15 protein-coding genes are annotated in these 17038 nt (G+C 72.2%); 10 read left to right on the top strand and 5 right to left on the bottom strand.

Translation table 11 applies throughout. The features are described 5' to 3' along the window. Nucleotides 1–11 precede the first annotated feature (11 nt). Both IE217_RS23905 and IE217_RS23900 read left to right on the top strand, forming a co-directional pair. Nucleotides 12–965 (top strand): TauD/TfdA family dioxygenase, encoded by a 954-nt coding sequence (locus IE217_RS23905; RefSeq protein ID WP_190179985.1) that lies wholly within the window; start codon nucleotides 12–14, stop codon nucleotides 963–965. Next, on the top strand, nucleotides 962–2764 hold the full coding sequence (locus IE217_RS23900) for a carbamoyltransferase family protein (protein ID WP_190179984.1): 1803 nt from the start codon (nucleotides 962–964) through the stop codon (nucleotides 2762–2764). The genes IE217_RS23905 and IE217_RS23900 overlap by 4 nt, the downstream gene beginning before the upstream one ends. Nucleotides 2765–2940: 176 nt before the next feature. Here IE217_RS23900 and IE217_RS23895 read toward each other — a convergent pair whose 3' ends face one another. From IE217_RS23895 to IE217_RS23885, 3 genes are all read right to left on the bottom strand, one after another. After that, nucleotides 2941–4224, bottom strand: coding sequence for a phosphatase PAP2 family protein (locus IE217_RS23895; protein WP_190180118.1), 1284 nt, complete (start codon nucleotides 4222–4224; stop codon nucleotides 2941–2943). A 331-nt stretch (nucleotides 4225–4555) separates the two neighbouring features. Further along, complete coding sequence (locus tag IE217_RS23890) at nucleotides 4556–5908, bottom strand: alpha-lytic protease prodomain-containing protein (RefSeq protein WP_190179983.1); 1353 nt, start codon at nucleotides 5906–5908, stop codon at nucleotides 4556–4558. 133 nt (nucleotides 5909–6041) lie between these two features. Next, nucleotides 6042–7001 (bottom strand): LysR family transcriptional regulator, encoded by a 960-nt coding sequence (locus tag IE217_RS23885; RefSeq protein WP_190179982.1) that lies wholly within the window; start codon nucleotides 6999–7001, stop codon nucleotides 6042–6044. Nucleotides 7002–7173: 172 nt separating this feature from the next. On the opposite strand from IE217_RS23885, the gene IE217_RS34905 reads away from it, so the two are divergent. The 7 genes from IE217_RS34905 to IE217_RS23845 all read left to right on the top strand — a co-directional run bounded on the left by IE217_RS34905 (nucleotide 7174) and on the right by IE217_RS23845 (nucleotide 14873). After that, nucleotides 7174–8442: a helix-turn-helix domain-containing protein gene (locus tag IE217_RS34905; protein ID WP_229865552.1), complete on the top strand. Its 1269-nt coding sequence runs from the start codon at nucleotides 7174–7176 to the stop codon at nucleotides 8440–8442. 40 nt (nucleotides 8443–8482) lie between these two features. After that, nucleotides 8483–9340, top strand: a complete 858-nt coding sequence (locus tag IE217_RS23870) for a dioxygenase family protein (protein WP_190179981.1) — start codon at nucleotides 8483–8485, stop codon at nucleotides 9338–9340. 261 nt (nucleotides 9341–9601) lie between these two features. Continuing rightward, nucleotides 9602–11125 (top strand): chitinase, encoded by a 1524-nt coding sequence (locus IE217_RS23865; RefSeq protein WP_190179980.1) that lies wholly within the window; start codon nucleotides 9602–9604, stop codon nucleotides 11123–11125. A 370-nt stretch (nucleotides 11126–11495) separates the two neighbouring features. Next, nucleotides 11496–12017, top strand: a complete 522-nt coding sequence (locus tag IE217_RS23860; RefSeq protein ID WP_190179979.1) for a hypothetical protein — start codon at nucleotides 11496–11498, stop codon at nucleotides 12015–12017. A gap of 125 nt (nucleotides 12018–12142) precedes the next feature. Then, nucleotides 12143–12985: a DUF4097 family beta strand repeat-containing protein gene (locus IE217_RS23855; RefSeq protein ID WP_190179978.1), complete on the top strand. Its 843-nt coding sequence runs from the start codon at nucleotides 12143–12145 to the stop codon at nucleotides 12983–12985. A gap of 71 nt (nucleotides 12986–13056) precedes the next feature. Further along, nucleotides 13057–14094, top strand: a complete 1038-nt coding sequence (locus tag IE217_RS23850; protein ID WP_373298122.1) for an ATP-binding cassette domain-containing protein — start codon at nucleotides 13057–13059, stop codon at nucleotides 14092–14094. Next, a complete protein-coding gene (locus IE217_RS23845; protein WP_190179977.1) occupies nucleotides 14091–14873 on the top strand; it encodes an ABC transporter permease in 783 nt (260 codons plus the stop codon). Before IE217_RS23850 ends, IE217_RS23845 begins: the two co-directional genes overlap by 4 nt. A 106-nt stretch (nucleotides 14874–14979) precedes the next feature. On the opposite strand, the gene IE217_RS23840 is transcribed toward IE217_RS23845, so the two are convergent. Beyond that, entirely contained in the window at nucleotides 14980–15531 is a 552-nt protein-coding gene (locus IE217_RS23840; protein ID WP_190179976.1) for a GNAT family N-acetyltransferase, read from the bottom strand. A 101-nt stretch (nucleotides 15532–15632) separates the two neighbouring features. On the opposite strand from IE217_RS23840, the gene IE217_RS23835 reads away from it, so the two are divergent. Then, complete coding sequence (locus IE217_RS23835) at nucleotides 15633–16496, top strand: helix-turn-helix transcriptional regulator (protein ID WP_229865549.1); 864 nt, start codon at nucleotides 15633–15635, stop codon at nucleotides 16494–16496. Nucleotides 16497–16514: 18 nt separating this feature from the next. Here IE217_RS23835 and IE217_RS23830 read toward each other — a convergent pair whose 3' ends face one another. Next, nucleotides 16515–16973, bottom strand: coding sequence for a DoxX family protein (locus tag IE217_RS23830; protein WP_190179974.1), 459 nt, complete (start codon nucleotides 16971–16973; stop codon nucleotides 16515–16517). Nucleotides 16974–17038 lie beyond the last annotated feature (65 nt).

The following is a 17038-nucleotide window of genomic DNA, read 5'->3' as shown; positions in this document are numbered from 1 at the left end:
CAGGAGACCGTATGTCCGCGCCGGCAGCGCTGCCGCTGGTGGTGGAAGCAGGTTCCACCACCGACCTCGTAGACCTCATCGAGCACGATCGGGACGAACTCCGCGCGGCGCTCCACACCCATGGAGCGCTCCTTTTCCGGGGATTCGACATCGACGGCGTCGACGGACTGCAGTCGACCGTCGACGCGCTGTCCGGGGAGACGCTCACCTACACCGAGGCCTCCTCACCGCGCACCTCGATCCAGGGCAATGTGTACACGTCCACCGACCACCCGGCCGAGGAGGAGATCTTCCTCCACAACGAGTGCTCCTATCAGGACACCTGGCCGATGACGCTGTACTTCTACTGCCTGCGCGCGCCTCGGACGCTGGGATCGACGCCGCTGGCCGACACCCGGCGGCTGTACGAGGCGATCGACGTGGCCGTCCGGGAGGAGTTCACGCGTCGGCGCTGGAGTCTGGTGCGCAACTACCACCCGAACTTCGGCGTCCCGTGGCCCAAGGTGTTCGGGACCGACAGCCGGGCCGAGGTGGAGGCCTACTGCAAGGAGCACGGGCTGATCCCCGAGTGGACCGGCGAGGACGGGCTGCGCACCCGCGTGGTGCGGGAGGCGCTGCACCGCCACCCGCGCACCGGCGAGGACGTGTGGTTCAACCACATCACCTTCTTCCACGTGACCACGCTCCCGGAGGACGTCCAGGAGGGCCTGCTCGCCCTGTTCGGCGAGGACGGCCTCCCCACGAACACGTACTACGGCGACGGCGGACGCATCCCCGACGACGTGATGGCCCACCTGCGCAGCTGCTACGAGAAGTGCCGGGTCCGCTTCGACTGGCAGCGCGACGACATCCTCGTGGTGGACAACATGCTGTCCAGCCACGGCCGGGAGCCCTTCACCGGCGACCGGAAGATCGCGGTGGCGATGGCGGAACCGCACACCGCCGGACAGGGAGACCCGCGATGAGCGCGCAGAACACGCGTACCCCGGCGGCCGCCGGACCCGTGGTCCTCGGGATCTCGGCCCACTTCCACGACTCGGCCGCGGCGCTGCTGGTCGACGGCCGGCTCGTGGCCGCCTCCCACGAGGAGCGCTACACCCGGCGCAAGCAGGATCCCGACCTTCCCATCGACGCCGTGCGCGACTGCCTGGACCAAGCCGGTCTGCGCATCACCGACGTGGACTGCGTGGCCTACTACGAGGACCCGGCGAAGAAGCTCCACCGCCAGCTGTGGACCGGGCTGCCGGCCTTCCCCGACAGCAGCGCGAGCGCCCTGTACCGCCTGGACGCCGACCGGCCGCTGCGGGAGATCCGGGACCTGCTGGGCTGGGAGGGCCGGGTCGAGTTCGTCGACCACCACCTCTCCCACGCGGCGAGCGCCTACTACTTCTCCGGTTTCGACGACAGCGCCGTGCTGACGGTCGACGCCGTCGGCGAGTGGGCCACCACCAGCTGGGGGATCGGCCGGGGCGCGTCGCTCGAACTGGTCGAGCAGGTCGAGTTCCCCCACTCCCTGGGGCTGCTCTACAGCGCGGTCACCGGCTACCTCGGCTTCGAGGTGAACGAGGGCGAGTACAAGGTGATGGGGCTCGCCCCCTACGGGGAACCGCGGTTCCGGGACGAGATCGGCCGGCTGATCCACGTCACCGAGGACGGGTCGTTCCGGCTCGACCTGGACTACTTCGACTTCACCGACCCGGACGGCATGCTCGGTGAGCGCTTCACGTCCCTGATCGGCGTGCCACCGCGGGTGCCGGAGTCGGAGATCGGCAAGGTCCACCACGACCTCGCGCGCAGCCTCCAGGTGGTGACCGAGGAAACCCTGCTCCGCATGGTCGACAAGGCCCACCGCATGTCGGGCAGCGAGAACCTGTGCATGGCCGGAGGCGTGGCCCTCAACGTCGTCGCCGTGCGCCGCATCGTCGAGGAGGGCCCCTTCGCCAGGGTGTTCGTGCAGCCGGCCGCCGGTGACGCGGGCGGCAGCCTCGGGTGCGCGGCGGTGGCCCACCAGCGCCTGACCGGGGAGCGGCCCCGGCAGGACCGGCTGACCTCGGTGCTCCTCGGCTCCGGCACGGACTCCGACGGCATCGCCCGGCTGCTCGGCGCATACGCCGGACGGTCCTTCGCGGACTTCCGCGGGGACGAGGCGGGTCTGCTCGACGCCGTCGCGGGGCGACTGGCAGAGGGCAAGGTGATCGGCTGGTACCACGGCCGGGAGGAGTTCGGGCCCCGCTCGCTCGGCGGGCGGTCCATCCTGGCCGACCCGCGGGGCGACGACACGCGGGACCGGATCAACGCCTCGGTCAAGATGCGCGAGGCTTTCCGGCCGTTCGCGCCCGCCGTGCTGGCCGAGCACGCGCACGAGCACTTCCGGCTCGACCACGAGTCGCCGTTCATGCTGGAGACCTGCGAGGTCGTGTCGCCGCTGTCGCTGCCGGCCATCACCCACGTCGACAAGTCGGCCCGCGTGCAGACCGTCACCGAGGCGACGAACGGGCGTTTCTACCGCCTCATCCGGACGTTCGCCGACCGCACGGGCTGCCCGCTGCTGCTGAACACGTCGTTCAACCTCCGGGGAGAGCCGATCGTCCACACCCCCGTCGACGCCCTCCTCTGCTTCCTGAGGTCGGACATCGACTGCCTGGTGCTCGACGACTTCGTACTGGACCGCGAGGCCCTCCCGCAGTCCTGGGTGACGTGGTTCAAGGGCACCCGGCCACCGCGCCGGAGCCGGGTGAGCGACAGCGTCTACACCCTGCTTTGACGGTGAGGGGCACTCCGTTGCCCGAGCAAGGAGTCCGGGCCCGGGCCGAACCCGCCTGAATCGGCGAGTGTCAGCGGTCGCTCCCGGTGCTCAGGCGGTGCGGCAGCGCCTGAGCACCGGGGCCACGCCGCGTGCGCGGGTGACATCACCGTGGACGGCCTTCGGGGCGGCGGCGGTCACACCGGTTCGGGCTGCGGCTCCAGTTGGGGCGCGGGCGCGGCGTCGGGTTCCCACTGCCTGGTGGTGCGCACGTAGCCCTGGATCACCGAGGCCATCGCCAGCAGGATCACCGGCCCGAACACCCACGGATGCCTGGCCATCGGCACCGGCAGAAAGCGGTACGACACCAGCAGCGCGGTGAAGACCACCGTGCCGTAGGCGACCAGGTTCACCCCCGACCGGTCCCAGCCGCGCGCGAGCGAGAGCATGGCCGCCTCGATCGTGAGCGTGAACACCACACCCGCCACGATGTCGGTGCCGTAGTGGTAGCCGAAGCCGAGCGTCGCGCCGAGGGTGGCGATCAGCCAGAAGGTTCCCGCGTATCGCAGGATTCTCGGGCCCTTGCGGGAGTGGATGAAGATGGCCGTGGCCCACGCCGTGTGCAGGCTCGGCATGCAGTTGCGCGGGGTGATCGCGTCGAACGGCATCGGGTGCGGTGTCCCGGTGGGCGGCGGCGTGTTCGGCCACAGGTCGGCCACCGCCCAGTGCCCGCCGTCGGCGCCGTAGGCGAAGATCGGCCCGACGACCGGGAAGAGCATGTAGATGCCCGGCCCGAGCAGGCCGATCATCAGGAAGGTGCGCACCAGGTGGTGGCGGGGGAAGCGCCCCTCGGCCGCCACGTTGCGCAGCTGGTACAGCGTGACGACGACCGCGGCGACCGCGAGCTGGATGTAGACGTAGTCGAGGACGTGGGCGCCGACGGTCCCGGTGGCCCCGACGATCCGGCCCGCGAGCCAGGAGGGGTCGCCCAGCGCGTGATCGGCGCTCGCCGCGTACTGGTCGAGCACCGACGGACGCGTCTTGGACGTGATCAGCAGCCAGGCGTCGCCCGTCTTGCGTCCCGCCACCAGCAGCAGGGCCAGCCCGACACCCTTGAGCAGCAGGACGCGTTCCTCACCGGCGCGGCGCGTGATCGCGACGACCGTGCATCCGACGATGACCCACAGCGCGCCGTTCCCGAAGGCGTGGCCCTCGGCCGAGTGGACGCCGGCCGCCCACCGCACGAGCCAGAACACCAGGTCGATGCCGACGGCGACTCCGGCCGCGATCAGCCGTTGCCGCCAGGGCAGCACCACCATCATCAACGCCATGCTGCCGTACAGCAGCGGCCCCGACTTGGGGCGGAACACCACCTCTTTCGCCTGATTGGTGATAGGCCCGGGTTGCCCGTAATGACGCGCCGCGATCTCCAGTGCGATCAGGAACCCGACGGCCACCACTCCCACCGCGGTCCACAGGATCGTCCGTGGCTGCCTCCATATGGAGGGCTCTGTTCCGCCTTCTTTTCGCGGATGTTCCCGCGATATTGTGGATGTCAATTGTCTGGCCGATTTGTTAGTTTTGGTCGAATTTGCTGCTCGTCGTGCTGGATGACATGTTTTCCAGTAAAGGGACGGCGATACGGGTGATCGTCAGTTCGAGTATGTTATCCGAGAGCTGTTCGCGATTTCGCCTTCCTGTAAGACGGCATGCCCAAGGGCCGCTCCCTCGTGGTTCGGGGAGCGGCCCGCGGTGGAGGGGCACGGGCACGGATTCCGGCCGTGTCCGCGGTTCAGGTGCCGGGCAGGGACGTCAGGCGCGTTGCCACAGGGCCGGTACGGTCGGCGGCTCCCAGCCGGGCTGGGCCTGGTGGCCCTGGAGGCAGCGGTACGTCGCGCCGCCGTACGTCACCGTGTCGCCCACCTGGTACACCGTGCCGGCGGACCAGGTGCCGCCCGGGTTGCCGGGGCCGGGGCCGGGGCCGCCGGCGGTGGCCAGGGTGAGCCCGTAGGTCTGCAGGATCGGGTTGACCGGCTGGAAGAACGTGGTGCCGCCGCTGGTGCAGTCGCCCGACCCGCCCGAGGTGACGCCCTGCGCCTGGCTGCCGGAGATGAACGAACCGCCGGAGTCGCCGGGCTCGGCGCACACCGAGGTGCGGGTGACACCACTGACGGTGCCCTCCTGGTAGGTCACGCTCGTGTTCAGCTGCTGGACGGTGCCGCAGTGCCAGCCGGTGGTCGAGCCGGAACGGCACACCGAGGCGCCCACCGTCGCCTGCGTGGACCCGGCGACCTGCACGCTGGAACCGTTGACGTACGGGGTCGCCGTCCAGTTGGAGTCGGTGGCCACCCAGGACATGTCGTTGCCCGGGAAGATCGACGCCTGGAAGGTGCCCTGCGCCACCTGGTTGGAGCCGGTGGTGGTGCTGCCGGCCTGGCCGCAGTGGCCCGCCGAGGCGAATCCCTGCTGGGTGCCCCGCGTCACGGGGAAGCCGATCGAGCACCGGGTGCGCCCGTCGATGTAGTAGGCGTCACCGCCGCGCAGGTCGTACAGCGGCCGCGGCCGCTCGGCCGACCGCACGGTGCGTACGAGGGACCGGTCGACCCCGGCCGCCGCCAGCAGGCGGCCCACGGCGGCGGGGCGCACCGCCTGCACCACCACGGAGTTGGAACGGACGTCGACGTACCAGACCGGGGTGTCGGTGGTCGCGTGCCGGGCCGCGGCGCGGTCCAGCCCGGCCTTGGCCGCGTCCAGCGAGGCCAGCGAGTGGGACACGACGAGGGGCCGCGCCCCGCGGGCCCGTATCGCCGCCGCATCACCGGAGTCGGTCGTCGCCACGGTCAGCGTCCCCGACTCGGCGCCCCCGACCCAGGCGCCCGCGAAGTCCGCGCCCAGGTCCGCGCGCAGCCGGCCCGCCGTGGCGCCCGCTTCCGCCTCGTTCGCAAGCCGGTGCCGCGCCTGCCGCTGATTCAGGCCGAGATCCCGCTCCATCGCGTGCAGCAGGGCGGGCGGGGCGTCGGCGGTACGCAGGGTCTGTACGGCGGTAAGGGGCCGCGCCACCTCGGCACCACCGCTCGCGCTCGCTGAGCCGCTGAGCCCGGCCACGAGCAGCGAGCCGGTGGCCGCCAACGCGGCGCAGCACGCGGCGGCTTGTCTGTGGAGCATGGGGATCTCCTCGGGTTCCGGTGGGGGTGCCCGAAACCGTAGGGAACACCGATCGGCCCGCGTAAGAAGCCAGTCGACCCCCTGCCCCGGTGTTATGGAACGCGCTTGCCGCGGCGGCATACCCGGTCGTGTCCTAGTGCTCACCGCGTTCCGCGAGCCAGTGGGTGAAACTGTCGCTGCGGGCCGCCGCGCCGGCGTGCGCGCCGCGTGCCTCGGCGAGCACGGTGGCCGCGGTGTCCGGCTGCTGAAGCGTCGGATGCCAGCCGAGGACGTGCCGCCAGACGAGCGGGGTGCCGGCGAGCGGCCTGGTCGTGAGGCCGGGCGTCGTGGGGAACGTCGCCCGGCACAGCCCCACCGCCCGGCCGACCTGCACCAGGTGCACACAGGAGGCGGTGTCCGTCTCGTACATGCGCCGGGGGCCGAACCCGGCCCGTGCGCAGGCCGCGGTGAAACAGTCCGCGAAGCAGCCGTCACCGGGCACGCAGGCCCACTCCTCGGCGGCCAGCGCCGACAGTTCCACCTCCGGGCACGCGGCGAGCGGATGGCTCTCGGGCAGCATGACGAACACGGGGTCCACCGCGATCTCGCGCCAGACCAGACGCGTGGCGCCGGGCGGCGCGGCCGAACCGCACGTGCCCGCCAGGGCGAAGTCCAGCCGCCCCTCGGTCAGCAGCTCGCCCAACTCCCGTTCGGACCACGACACGTACGTCGTCACCGTCGAGCCGGGCACGGCCCCCGCCAGCCGGTCCAGCAGCGCGCCGAGGAGCGGCCCGTGCGTGCCGCCGAGCCGGAGCCGCTCCGGAGCGGGGCCGCTCCGGGCGAACCGGCCGGCGAACCGGACGGCGTCCTCCTGGAGTTCGCTCACCACCGGCAGCACGATCCGGGTGCGCTCCAGCACCAGTTCGCCCAGGGCGGTCGCCCGCACACCGTGCCGCCCCCGCTCGAACAGCGCGCCGCCCAGGGCCCCTTCGATCCGCCTGAGCTGCGCGCTCAGTGCGGGCTGCGCGAGCCCCAGCAGCGAGGCGGCCTTGGTGAGACTGCCCGCCTCCGCGATCGTCCTGATGGTCCGTAGATGACGCAACTCCAGCTCCATGAGGGGAGCTTGCGACGCGGGGGAGTACGGGGCAAGGGGTTGGTACGGACCTGATGGGCGATCCGGCCGTCCGCAGACCCGGCGGGGGCGAACCGGTGTTCGCCACCGGAGTGCTGTGGCATGGTGACCCACCGAACGCGATCGGTCTGGACCAATCCTGGAGGAGGATCCCATGCGCGGCACCACTGTCCTGCCGGGCACCCCCTGCGCCGCCCCGTCCGCCGGGGAACCGCCCCTGCACCGGCTGGAGTTACCCGGGCCGGGCGCGGCACCGTTCGCCGCGGGGTCGTTCGAGGAGATGGGCCCGCTGTCCAGGACCGGCGACCCGCACCGCCACACCTTCTACGAGATCGTGCACGTCACCGCCGGCTCGGGCGCACATGTCGTCGATTTCGCCCGCTGGCCGGTGCGGCCGCCGCACCTGGCCGTGATCCTGCCCGGACAGATCCACCACTGGCAGGGCGGCCGCCAAGTGGACGGCACGCTCGCGCTGTTCACCGAGGACTTCCTGCTGGACCATCCCGGCGACCGCGCACTGCTGCGCCGGCTCGGGAGAACGTGCTGGTTCGCCCTGGACCCGGAGGAGCACGAGGCCATCGGCCGGCTGATGACCGACCTGGCCGCGGAGCACCGGCAGCGGGCGGCCGGCCACGAGAGCGTCCTACGGGCCCTGCTGCACGTCCTCGTCGTGCGTGCCGCACGGATGCTGGGGCAGGGCGGTGCCGGCGGGCCGGCGCCGGTCGGCGGTCCGACGCGGGCAGCCGGCTGGCGGCGCGGGGCGCGGATGGGGGCGGGGGAGGGGGAGGATCGGGAGTCCGCAGCGCAGGGCGAGTCCGGGCCCGGCCGGAAGCCGGGACCGGGGCAGGAGCCCGAGCGGAAGCCGGAGTCGGGGCCGGGGCAAGAGCCGGGGCGGAAGCGGGAGTCAGGACCGGGGCGGGAGCCGGAGCGGAGGCGGAAGTCAGGACCGGGGCGGGGGCCGGGGCAGAGCCGGGACCCCGAACCGAAGCGCGACACCGCGAAGAGGCGAGTGCCCGGGGCGGGGCAGGGATCCGCCCCGAATCCGGCCCCGGCCCCCGCCCGACCGCCGGCGCTCGCCGAGGCGTTCGCCCGCCTCACGGCCCACGGGGAAGCGGTGGCCTGGTCGGTGCGGGAGTGCGCCGGGCGGCTCGGGGTGTCGCCCGGCCACCTCGGCCAGGCCGTGCGCGCGGCCACCGGCCGCAGCCCGGGCCGGCTGCTGATCGAGGCCCGCGTGTACCAGGCCCAGCGGCTGCTCGCCCACACCGACCTGCCGGTACGGCAGGTCGCCGCCCGCACCGGATTCACCGACCCCGCCTACTTCTGCCGCTTCTTCCGCCGGGAGACCGGCACCAGCCCGGGGGACTTCCGAAAACACCACAGGCACCACCACCAGTCCATCGCGGCGACGGGAACGCGCGCCTAGGTTCATTGCCGGTCCGACGACCCCCCCACAAGGAGCAGGCATGGACAGCGAAGCCCAGTCCTCTTCCCCGTCTTCACCCCGGTCCTCTTCCCCGGACTCGCCGACGCTCGTGCCCCGCAAGACCGTCCTGCGGGCGGCGCTCGCCGTGGGAGCGGCGATCCCGGCGGCGTTCATCGGCGGCCCCGCCCTCGCACGCACCTTCACCTCCGCCGACACCCCCGTCCCGCTCACCCCGCCCTGCGACGACGGCGACGACCCCACGCCCGAGCAGATCGAGGGCCCGTACTTCAAACCGAACTCGCCCGAGCGGGCCACCCTGCTGGAACCCGGCATGCAGGGCACCCGACTCACCGTGAGCGGCTACGTCTTCGGCCGCGCCTGCATGCCCGTCAGCCGCGCCCTGCTGGACTTCTGGCAGGCGGACGACAACGGCGACTACGACAACACCGGCTTCCGGCTGCGCGGACACCAGTACACCGACTCCGGCGGCGCGTTCGCGCTCACCACGATCGTCCCCGGCCTGTACCCCGGCCGCACGCGGCACATCCACGTCAAGGTGCAGGCCCCCGGCCGCCCCCTGCTGACGACGCAGCTGTACTTCCCCGGCGAACCCCGCAACAACACCGACGCGATCTTCGACGCCCGCCTGCTGATGAACGTGCGCGACGGCAACGGCGGCCGCGAGGCGTCCTTCGACTTCGTGCTCGACGTCCCGCAGAACCCCACTCCGCCCCCGACCACCCCGCCGCCCACGGGGGGCACCTGGGCCGCGGGCACCGCCTACCGGGCCGGGGACCGGGTGACGTACGGGGGCAGCGCCTATGTGTGCCTCCAGGCCCACACCGCCCAGCCCGGCTGGGAACCCCCCTCGGTCCCCGCCCTGTGGCGAGCCGCCTGAGGAATGATGCGGCCGGTGCTGCGAGGGAGGCGTCGGGGGGCGTCCGCAGCACCGGCTCCTCAGCTCTCCCCGGGCGTGGTCGAGGGGGCGTACGCGGGCCTGTCCAGCGGATGAGCGCCAGGTTCCCGGAAATTGGTCTAGTCCCATTTTGGTCCAGACCATTGACCCGCCGGGTCGGCGACCGCTATCCCATACAGGCGTCAACCAAGCAGCACCGTACGGCAATCGGCGAAACCACCCCCCTCTCACACCGGGACTGACATGAGACTCATGCGCTCCTTCCGCGCGGCCCTCGTCGCGGCCACCACGGCCGCGGCCTCGGTGGGCCTCGCCCTGTCGGGCGCCGGCGCGGCCCAGGCGGCGACACCGCTGCCGTCCCACGTCTTCGCCCCCTACTTCGAGGCCTGGACCGGCGACAGCCCCGCCAACCTGGCCGCCCAGTCGGGCACCAAGCACCTCACGATGGCGTTCCTCCAGACCGCGTCCAAGGGATCCTGCACGCCGTACTGGAACGGCGACACCGGCATGCCGATCTCGTCGGCGACCTTCGGCAGCGACATCAGGACCATCCAGCAGCGCGGCGGAGACGTCATCCCCTCCTTCGGCGGCTACACCGCCGACACCACCGGCACCGAGATCGCCGACAGCTGCACCGACGTCCAGCAGATCGCCGCGGCCTACGAGAAGGTCATCACCACCTACGACATCTCGCGCCTCGACATGGACGTCGAGGTCGACTCGCTGGACAACACCGCCGGGATCGACCGGCGCAACAAGGCCATCAAGCTCGTGCAGGACTGGGCGGCCGCCGGCGGGCGCAAGGTGGAGGTCTCCTACACGCTGCCCACCACCACCCACGGCCTGGCGGACAACGGCGTGGCACTGCTGCGCAACGCCGTCAGCAACGGCGCCCGGGTCGACGTCGTGAACCTCATGACGTTCGACTACTACGACAACCAGCCGCACGACATGGCGGCCGACACCAAGACCGCCGCCCAGGGCCTGTACGACACCCTCGCCGGTCTCTACCCGGACAAGTCCTCCGCGCAGCTGTGGAACATGGTCGGCGTGACCGAGATGATCGGCGTCGACGACTTCGGCCCCGCCGAGACCCTCAGCCTCGCAAACGCCCGTACGGTCTACGACTGGGCGGTCGCCAAGGGCATCAACACCCTCTCCTTCTGGGCGCTGCAACGCGACAACGGCGGCTGCCCCGGCGGCGCGGCGGCCGACAACTGCTCGGGCATCCAGCAGAACACCTGGGACTTCAGCCACGTCTTCGCGCCCTTCACGGGCGGCACCACCACCCCTGACAACGACTTCTCCGTCGCGCTCAGCCCGGCCGCGGCGACCGTGACCGCCGGCCAGTCGGCCACCGCCACGGTGAAGACGGCGGTTACGACGGGCCAGGCGCAGAAGGTCGACCTCAGCGTCAGCGGCGCCCCGGCCGGCGCCACCGCGTCCCTCAGCCCCGCGTCGGTCACGGCGGGCGGGACCTCGACGCTCACCTTGAGCACCACCTCCGCGGCGGTCTCGGGCACCTACACCGTCACCGTCACCGGCGCCGGCACCTCCGGAAGCCACTCGGCGACATACGCCCTGACCATCACCGGCGGCAACGGCAACCAGTGCACCGCCGCACCCTGGGCCAAGGACAAGGTCTACACCGGCGGCCAGCAGGTCTCCCACAACGGCCACAACTGGAAGGCCAAGTGGTGGACCCTGGGCGAGGAGCCCGGCACCACCGGGCAGTGGGGCGTCTGGCAGGACCTCGGCGCCTGCTGACCCTCCGGCGCCGTAGACCGGCAACTCCGTAGACCCGTGACTCCGTAGACCCGTGACTCCGTAGTCCCGCAGTTCCGTACACCACACCCGCAGTCCATGGCCACCCGGCGAACACCCCCGCCGGGTGGCCGCCTCGTGTCCGGCCGGCGGGGGCCGCCGCCGTGGCACCGGAGGGTGCGTGCTGGCACCACATGGCGCCACCCGGTGCCACAGGGCACCACATGACACCGCCCGGTGCCATGTGGTGCCCCGCGTGGCACACGCCGTGCCTCGGATATCGTCGCAGGTCAGGGTGCCTGCTCTCCTGAATCTGTCCCGTGGGGTCCTATGAGCCTTGCGCGTGGCGCCATGATGGTGCCATGATGGCGTCATGGACCTCACTCCGTATGTCGACACCCTGCGTCGCGAACTCGCGGTGGCCGCCGAAGCCGGCGGGAAGGACGCCCGCGAGCTGGCCGAGCGGCTCACCGCTCCTCTGGAGTCGGCGGCCCGCCTGACCATGCTCAACGTGCTCTCCGCCGCGATGGACGAGATCACCCGCGAACTCGCCCCCGGCTCGGTCGACGTACGGCTGCGCGGCCTGGACCCCGACTTCGTGGTGACTCCGCCGCCCGCCGGCGACGCTTTCGCCGAAACGGCCGTCGCGCCGGTCGCCGAGCCGCTCAAGGCGCCGGCGCCCGCCGACGCCGACGAGGGTGGCACCGCCCGCGTCAACCTGCGTCTGCCGGCCCACCTCAAGACGCGTGCCGAGGATGCCGCGAACCGCGAAGGCCTGTCGGTCAACGCGTGGCTGGTGCGGGCCGTGTCGGCGGCGGTCGACGGCGGCACCCGGCCGCGTACGGCGGAGAGGGCCCGCACCATCGGACAGAGCTTCACGGGCTGGGTGCGCTAGCCGCGCCCACGCGCGCGCCACCTCACCCGCCCAGCATCATCCGCACCACTTCGCTCACGCCACTTCCACTCACACCGCGTCCCACCAGCGGGGACGCCCCCACGAGCCAAGAGGACGGTACAGCCATGCCTTCTTTCGACACACCCGCGCCGATCTCGGTCACCGCCCATGTAGGCGCCGGTTCCATCCGGTACACGGCCGCCGACCGCCCCGAGACGGTCGTCGAGGTGCGGCCCCGCGACCCCGAGCGGGACAAGGACGTACGGGCCGCCGAGCAGACCGAAGTCACCTACGCGAACGGGGTGCTGACCGTCAGGACGAAGGAGCGGCGCATGATCGGCCCGTCCGGCGTCGTCGACGTGACGGTCGAACTGCCCACGGGCTCCCGCGTCGACACCACCGGCTCCTGGACCCAGGTACTGGGCGAGGGCCGGCTCGGCGAGGTCCGGGTGAAGACCTCCGGCGGCGACGTCCGCCTCGACGTGACCGGTCCCCTGCAACTGGCCGTCTCCCACGGCTCGATCACCGTGGACCGGGTCGAGGGCACCGCCGAGATCACCGCCAGCTTCGGCAGCGTGCGCGTGGGCACCGTCGAGGGCTCCGCCGTGCTGAAGAACTCCCACGGCACCACGGCCGTCGCCGCCGCGCTCGGCGAGCTGCGGGTGAGCGGCGCCCACGGCGACATCGACATCGCGCGCGCCGAGAGCTCGGTCACCGCCACCACCGCGAACGGCACCCTGCGCGTCGGCGAAGTCGCCCAGGGGACCGTCCAGTTGGAGACCTCCTACGGCGCCATCGACATCGGCATCCGCGAGGGAACCGCCGCCTGGCTCGACGCCGGCTCCGACCACGGGCAGGTGCGCAACACGCTCGCCGCGTCCGAGGCGCCGGGGGAGAGCGAGGACACGGTCAAGATCCGCGCGCGCACCCGCTACGGCAACATCGACGTGCGCCGCGCCCGCGTCTGAGCACCGGCACCTCAATCGCCTTACCGCCCACACCACTTCGACCTCACCCTTCATCCGAACGGGAGGCACCCATGCCTTCGTCTGTCATGCCCATGTCCGCCCCGGATCCGGCATCCGGGCCGGGGCACGGGCGGGACGGCGCCCCACACCCGCCCGCCGCCGTCTCCGCCATCGGCCTGCGCAAGTCCTACGGCGGCAAGACCGTGCTCGACGGCATCGATCTGCGCATTCCGGCCGGTTCCGTCTTCGCGCTGCTCGGCCCCAACGGCGCCGGCAAGACCACCACCGTGCAGATCCTGTCCACGCTCATCGCGGCCGACGGCGGTCACGCCCAGGTCGCCGGGCACGACATCCACACGGCCGCGGCCGGGGTGCGCGCGGCGATCGGCGTCACCGGGCAGTTCGCCGCGCTCGACGACCTCCTCACCGCCGAGGAGAACCTGCTCCTCATGGCAGATCTGCTGAGCCTCGGCAAGCGCCAAGGGCGTTCGCGAACGGCGGAGTTGCTGGAGCGGTTCGGCATCGCGGACGCCGCGCACCAGCGGGCCGCGACCTTCTCCGGCGGCATGCGGCGCCGCCTCGACATCGCCATGACCCTGGTCGGCGACCCGCGGGTGATCTTCCTGGACGAGCCGACGACCGGACTCGACCCGCGCAGCCGCCGCACCATGTGGGACACGGTGCGCTCACTGGTCGCGGGCGGGACGACCGTCTTCCTCACCACTCAGTACCTGGAGGAGGCCGACCAGCTGGCCGACCGGATCGCCGTCCTCGACGGCGGCCGCATCGTCGCCGAGGGCACCGCGGACGAACTGAAGGCGCAGATCCCCGGCAGCCACGTACGGGTGCGGTTCACGGACGCGGCCGAGTACGAGCGTGCGGTCGGCGCCTTCCCCGGCGCGGCCCGGGACGACGACGGCCTCGCACTGCGCGTGGCGGGCGACGGCGGCCTCGACGCGCTGCGCACCCTGCTCGACCGGCTCGACGCGGCCGGCATCAGGGCCGCCGGCCTCTCCGTGCACACCCCGGACCTCGACGACGTGTTCCTCGCCCTGACCGGACGCGACGCCGGCGAAGCCCCACTCGACGCGAAGGAGACCCGGCGATGAGCACCCTCGCCCACGCCGTGCACGACTCGGCGACCATGCTGCGGCGCAACCTCAAGCACGCGATCCGCTACCCGTCCGTGTCCCTCGGCGCCGCGCTGAACCCGATCCTGATGCTGCTGCTGTTCGTGTACGCCTTCGGCGGCTCGATCGGCGCCGGAATGGGCGGCGGCCGGGACGCCTACCTGGAGTACCTGACACCCGGCATCATCATCATGGGGGTGGCGTCCGGGGCGATGTCGACCTCGATCGCGGTCTGCACCGACATGACCGAGGGCATCGTCAACCGCTTCCGCACGATGGACATCACCCGCTCGTCGTTCATGACGGGCCATGTCGTCGGCAGCCTCATCCAGACCATGGCGAGCGTCGTCCTGGTCGTGGGGGTGGCCCTCGCGGTCGGTTTCCGCTCGGACGCGAGCCCGCTGGAGTGGCTCGCGGCGGCCGGCCTGCTCACGGCCATCGCGTTCGCGGTGACATGGCTGTCGGCGGCGCTCGGCCTGATCTCCAAAACCGTCGAGTCGGCGAGCAACAAGCCACTGCTGGTCCAGTTCCTGCCCTTCCTCGGCTCCGCCTTCGTGCCGGCCGACTCGATGTCACCCGGCCTTCGCTGGTTCGCCGAGTACCAGCCCTTCACACCGATGACCGAGACCCTGCGAGGCCTGCTCACCGGCTCCGCGATCGGCGGCAACGCCTGGGTCTCCCTCGCCTGGTGCACCGTCATCACCCTGACCGGCTACCTCTGGTCCCGCGCCCGCTTCGACAGCACCCCCAAGCGCTGAGATCGCGGTGGCGGGCCAGAGAGGCCCTGGCCTGCCACCGGCGCACGATGCGGGTGGCTGCCGCCGGTGGCTCCCGCCTGAAGCACGACCGCCTGAAGGGCGCCCCCTACGCCCCCGCGAGGCGGTGATCTTCGGCCCGGAGGCGGTACACCACGTTGTGGCGCAGCGGGCCGTCCGGGGCGGTGGGGTCGTGGAAGTCGACGGACGGGTCGCGGGTCATGCCCAGGCGGCGCATCACCGCCTGGGAGCGGAGGTTGCCGGCCACCGTGATCGCGAGGATCTCGGGCAGCCCGAGCCGCTCGAAGCCGAAGGCGAGCACGGCGCGGGCGGCCTCGGTGGCGTAACCGTGCCCCCACGCCGGCCGGGCCAGGCGCCAGCCGGCCTCCACTCCCGTGAAGGGCATGTCCTCCTCCACTGGATCAAGTCCGGTGAACCCGACGAACGCGCCGGTCTTCTTCACCTCGACCGCCCACCATCCCCAGCCCCGCCGCTCGAGCCCGGCCTGGAAACGGGCCGCGGACGCCTCGCTCTGCTCCCGCGTGAGCACGTCCGGGAAGTACTCCCGGACCTGGGGATCGGCGTTCATGGCCGCCCAGGGGCCGAGGTCGGACTCTCGCCACTCGCGGAGCAGAAGCCGGTCGGTTCGCAGGTCAGGCATCGCGCCAGCCTAGCGGGGCGGGCGCACGGGGCATCCGGCCGGCGGACACATGGGATGGCGTCCCCTGTGTCCGCCTGCCCGCCGAGCCCACAATGGTGGTCATGGGTTCTGCGAAGTACACGGAGCTGGGCGCCTTCCTGAGGTCGCGGCGCGAGCGCATCCGGCCGGCCGACGTCGGGCTGCCCACCGGGCCCCGCCGCAGGGTGCCGGGGCTCCGGCGCGACGAGGTCGCCCAGCTCGCCGGGGCGTCGGTGGACTACTACAACGAGCTCGAGCGCGGCGCCGGCTCCCAGCCCTCCGAGCAGATGATCGCCGCCCTTGCCAGGGCGCTTCGCCTCACCGGTGACGAGCGCGACCACCTGTACCACCTGGCCGGCCGGCCGGTGCCCGTGCAGGGCAACGCCGCCTCCCACGTGCACCCGGGCATGCTCGACCTGCTGCACCGGCTGACGTCGACACCCGCGCAGGTCATCACGGACCTGCACGTCACCCTCGTGCAGAACCCCTTGGCGCGGGCCCTGCTGGGAGATCAGTCCGCCTTCCGCGGGGCCCGGGCGAGCTTCGTGTACCGGTGGTTCACCGAACCCGGGGCCCGGGAGCTGTACCCGGAGGCCGATCACCCGGCCCAGTCCCGCGCCTTCGTCGCCGACCTGCGCGCGGCCGCGGCCCGCCGGGACGCCAAGGACCCGGAGGCGAGAGCGCTGATCGGCTCGCTGCTCGAGCTCTCGGAGGAGTTCGCCGCGCTGTGGGCCGAGCACGACGTGGCCTTCCGGCGGGACGACCGCAAGCGCCTCAACCACCCCGCGCTCGGCCTGGTCGAGGTCAACTGCCTCAACCTGTTCAGCGAGGACGGCCGTCAGCGGCTGCTCTGGTTCACGCCGGCGGTCGGCACCGACAGCGCCGGCCTGCTGGACCTGCTCGCGGTCGTGGGGACCCAGGACCTCACCGGGCCGGCAGCCCACTGAGCCGGTGCCGGCGCCTGCTCAGGCCGACGACGGCGTGTCCGTGGGCATGGGCGCCGCCGGGACGGGCCGTCCGCCGTCCCGCCGCCGGTGGCGCACCAGGGACGCCACGGCCCAGCGACCCGGACCCAGGGCGGCGATGAGCAGGAAGGACCAGCAGAACATCGCGGCCGGTTCGCCGCCGTTCTGTATGGGCAGGACCGCGTGCCGCTGGTGCGCGTCGAAGTAGGCGTACGCCATGGACCCCGAGCACAGCGCGGCCGCGGCGCGGGTCCCGAGGCCGCACAGGACCAGTGCGCCGCCCACCAGTTGGAAGGCGGCCGCCCACCAGCCGGGCCATTCGGCCGGACGGGGAGCGCTTCCGTGCGGGCCGCCGAGCACGCCGAACAGCGTCGCCGCCCCATGGCAGGCGAACAGCAGCCCTACGACGATCCGGAAGAGTCCGAGCACGTGCTCTCTGCTTCTCTCCAGTGCTTCCATCGATCGGTTCCTAATCCTTGAGTAAGCGGTTCCGGTTCGTCCCGGCGGGGACTGTCCGGACTGTC

The sequence above is a fragment of the Streptomyces naganishii JCM 4654 genome (assembly GCF_014650575.1).
In the GTDB taxonomy this organism is placed as follows: Bacteria; Actinomycetota; Actinomycetes; order Streptomycetales; family Streptomycetaceae; genus Streptomyces; species Streptomyces naganishii.
Note: the sequence above shows the minus strand (reverse complement) of the source record. Positions and strands in the feature narration are given on the sequence as shown.

Coding starts and splice junctions, on each gene's coding strand:
- IE217_RS23905 (WP_190179985.1), top strand. CDS start 12: ATGTCCGCGCCGGCAGCGCTGCCGCTGGTGGTGGAAGCAGGTTCCACC.
- IE217_RS23900 (WP_190179984.1), top strand. CDS start 962: ATGAGCGCGCAGAACACGCGTACCCCGGCGGCCGCCGGACCCGTGGTC.
- IE217_RS23890 (WP_190179983.1), bottom strand. CDS start 5,908: ATGCTCCACAGACAAGCCGCCGCGTGCTGCGCCGCGTTGGCGGCCACC.
- IE217_RS23885 (WP_190179982.1), bottom strand. CDS start 7,001: ATGGAGCTGGAGTTGCGTCATCTACGGACCATCAGGACGATCGCGGAG.
- IE217_RS34905 (WP_229865552.1), top strand. CDS start 7,174: ATGCGCGGCACCACTGTCCTGCCGGGCACCCCCTGCGCCGCCCCGTCC.
- IE217_RS23870 (WP_190179981.1), top strand. CDS start 8,483: ATGGACAGCGAAGCCCAGTCCTCTTCCCCGTCTTCACCCCGGTCCTCT.
- IE217_RS23865 (WP_190179980.1), top strand. CDS start 9,602: ATGAGACTCATGCGCTCCTTCCGCGCGGCCCTCGTCGCGGCCACCACG.
- IE217_RS23860 (WP_190179979.1), top strand. CDS start 11,496: ATGGACCTCACTCCGTATGTCGACACCCTGCGTCGCGAACTCGCGGTG.
- IE217_RS23855 (WP_190179978.1), top strand. CDS start 12,143: ATGCCTTCTTTCGACACACCCGCGCCGATCTCGGTCACCGCCCATGTA.
- IE217_RS23850 (WP_373298122.1), top strand. CDS start 13,057: ATGCCTTCGTCTGTCATGCCCATGTCCGCCCCGGATCCGGCATCCGGG.
- IE217_RS23845 (WP_190179977.1), top strand. CDS start 14,091: ATGAGCACCCTCGCCCACGCCGTGCACGACTCGGCGACCATGCTGCGG.
- IE217_RS23840 (WP_190179976.1), bottom strand. CDS start 15,531: ATGCCTGACCTGCGAACCGACCGGCTTCTGCTCCGCGAGTGGCGAGAG.
- IE217_RS23835 (WP_229865549.1), top strand. CDS start 15,633: ATGGGTTCTGCGAAGTACACGGAGCTGGGCGCCTTCCTGAGGTCGCGG.
- IE217_RS23830 (WP_190179974.1), bottom strand. CDS start 16,973: ATGGAAGCACTGGAGAGAAGCAGAGAGCACGTGCTCGGACTCTTCCGG.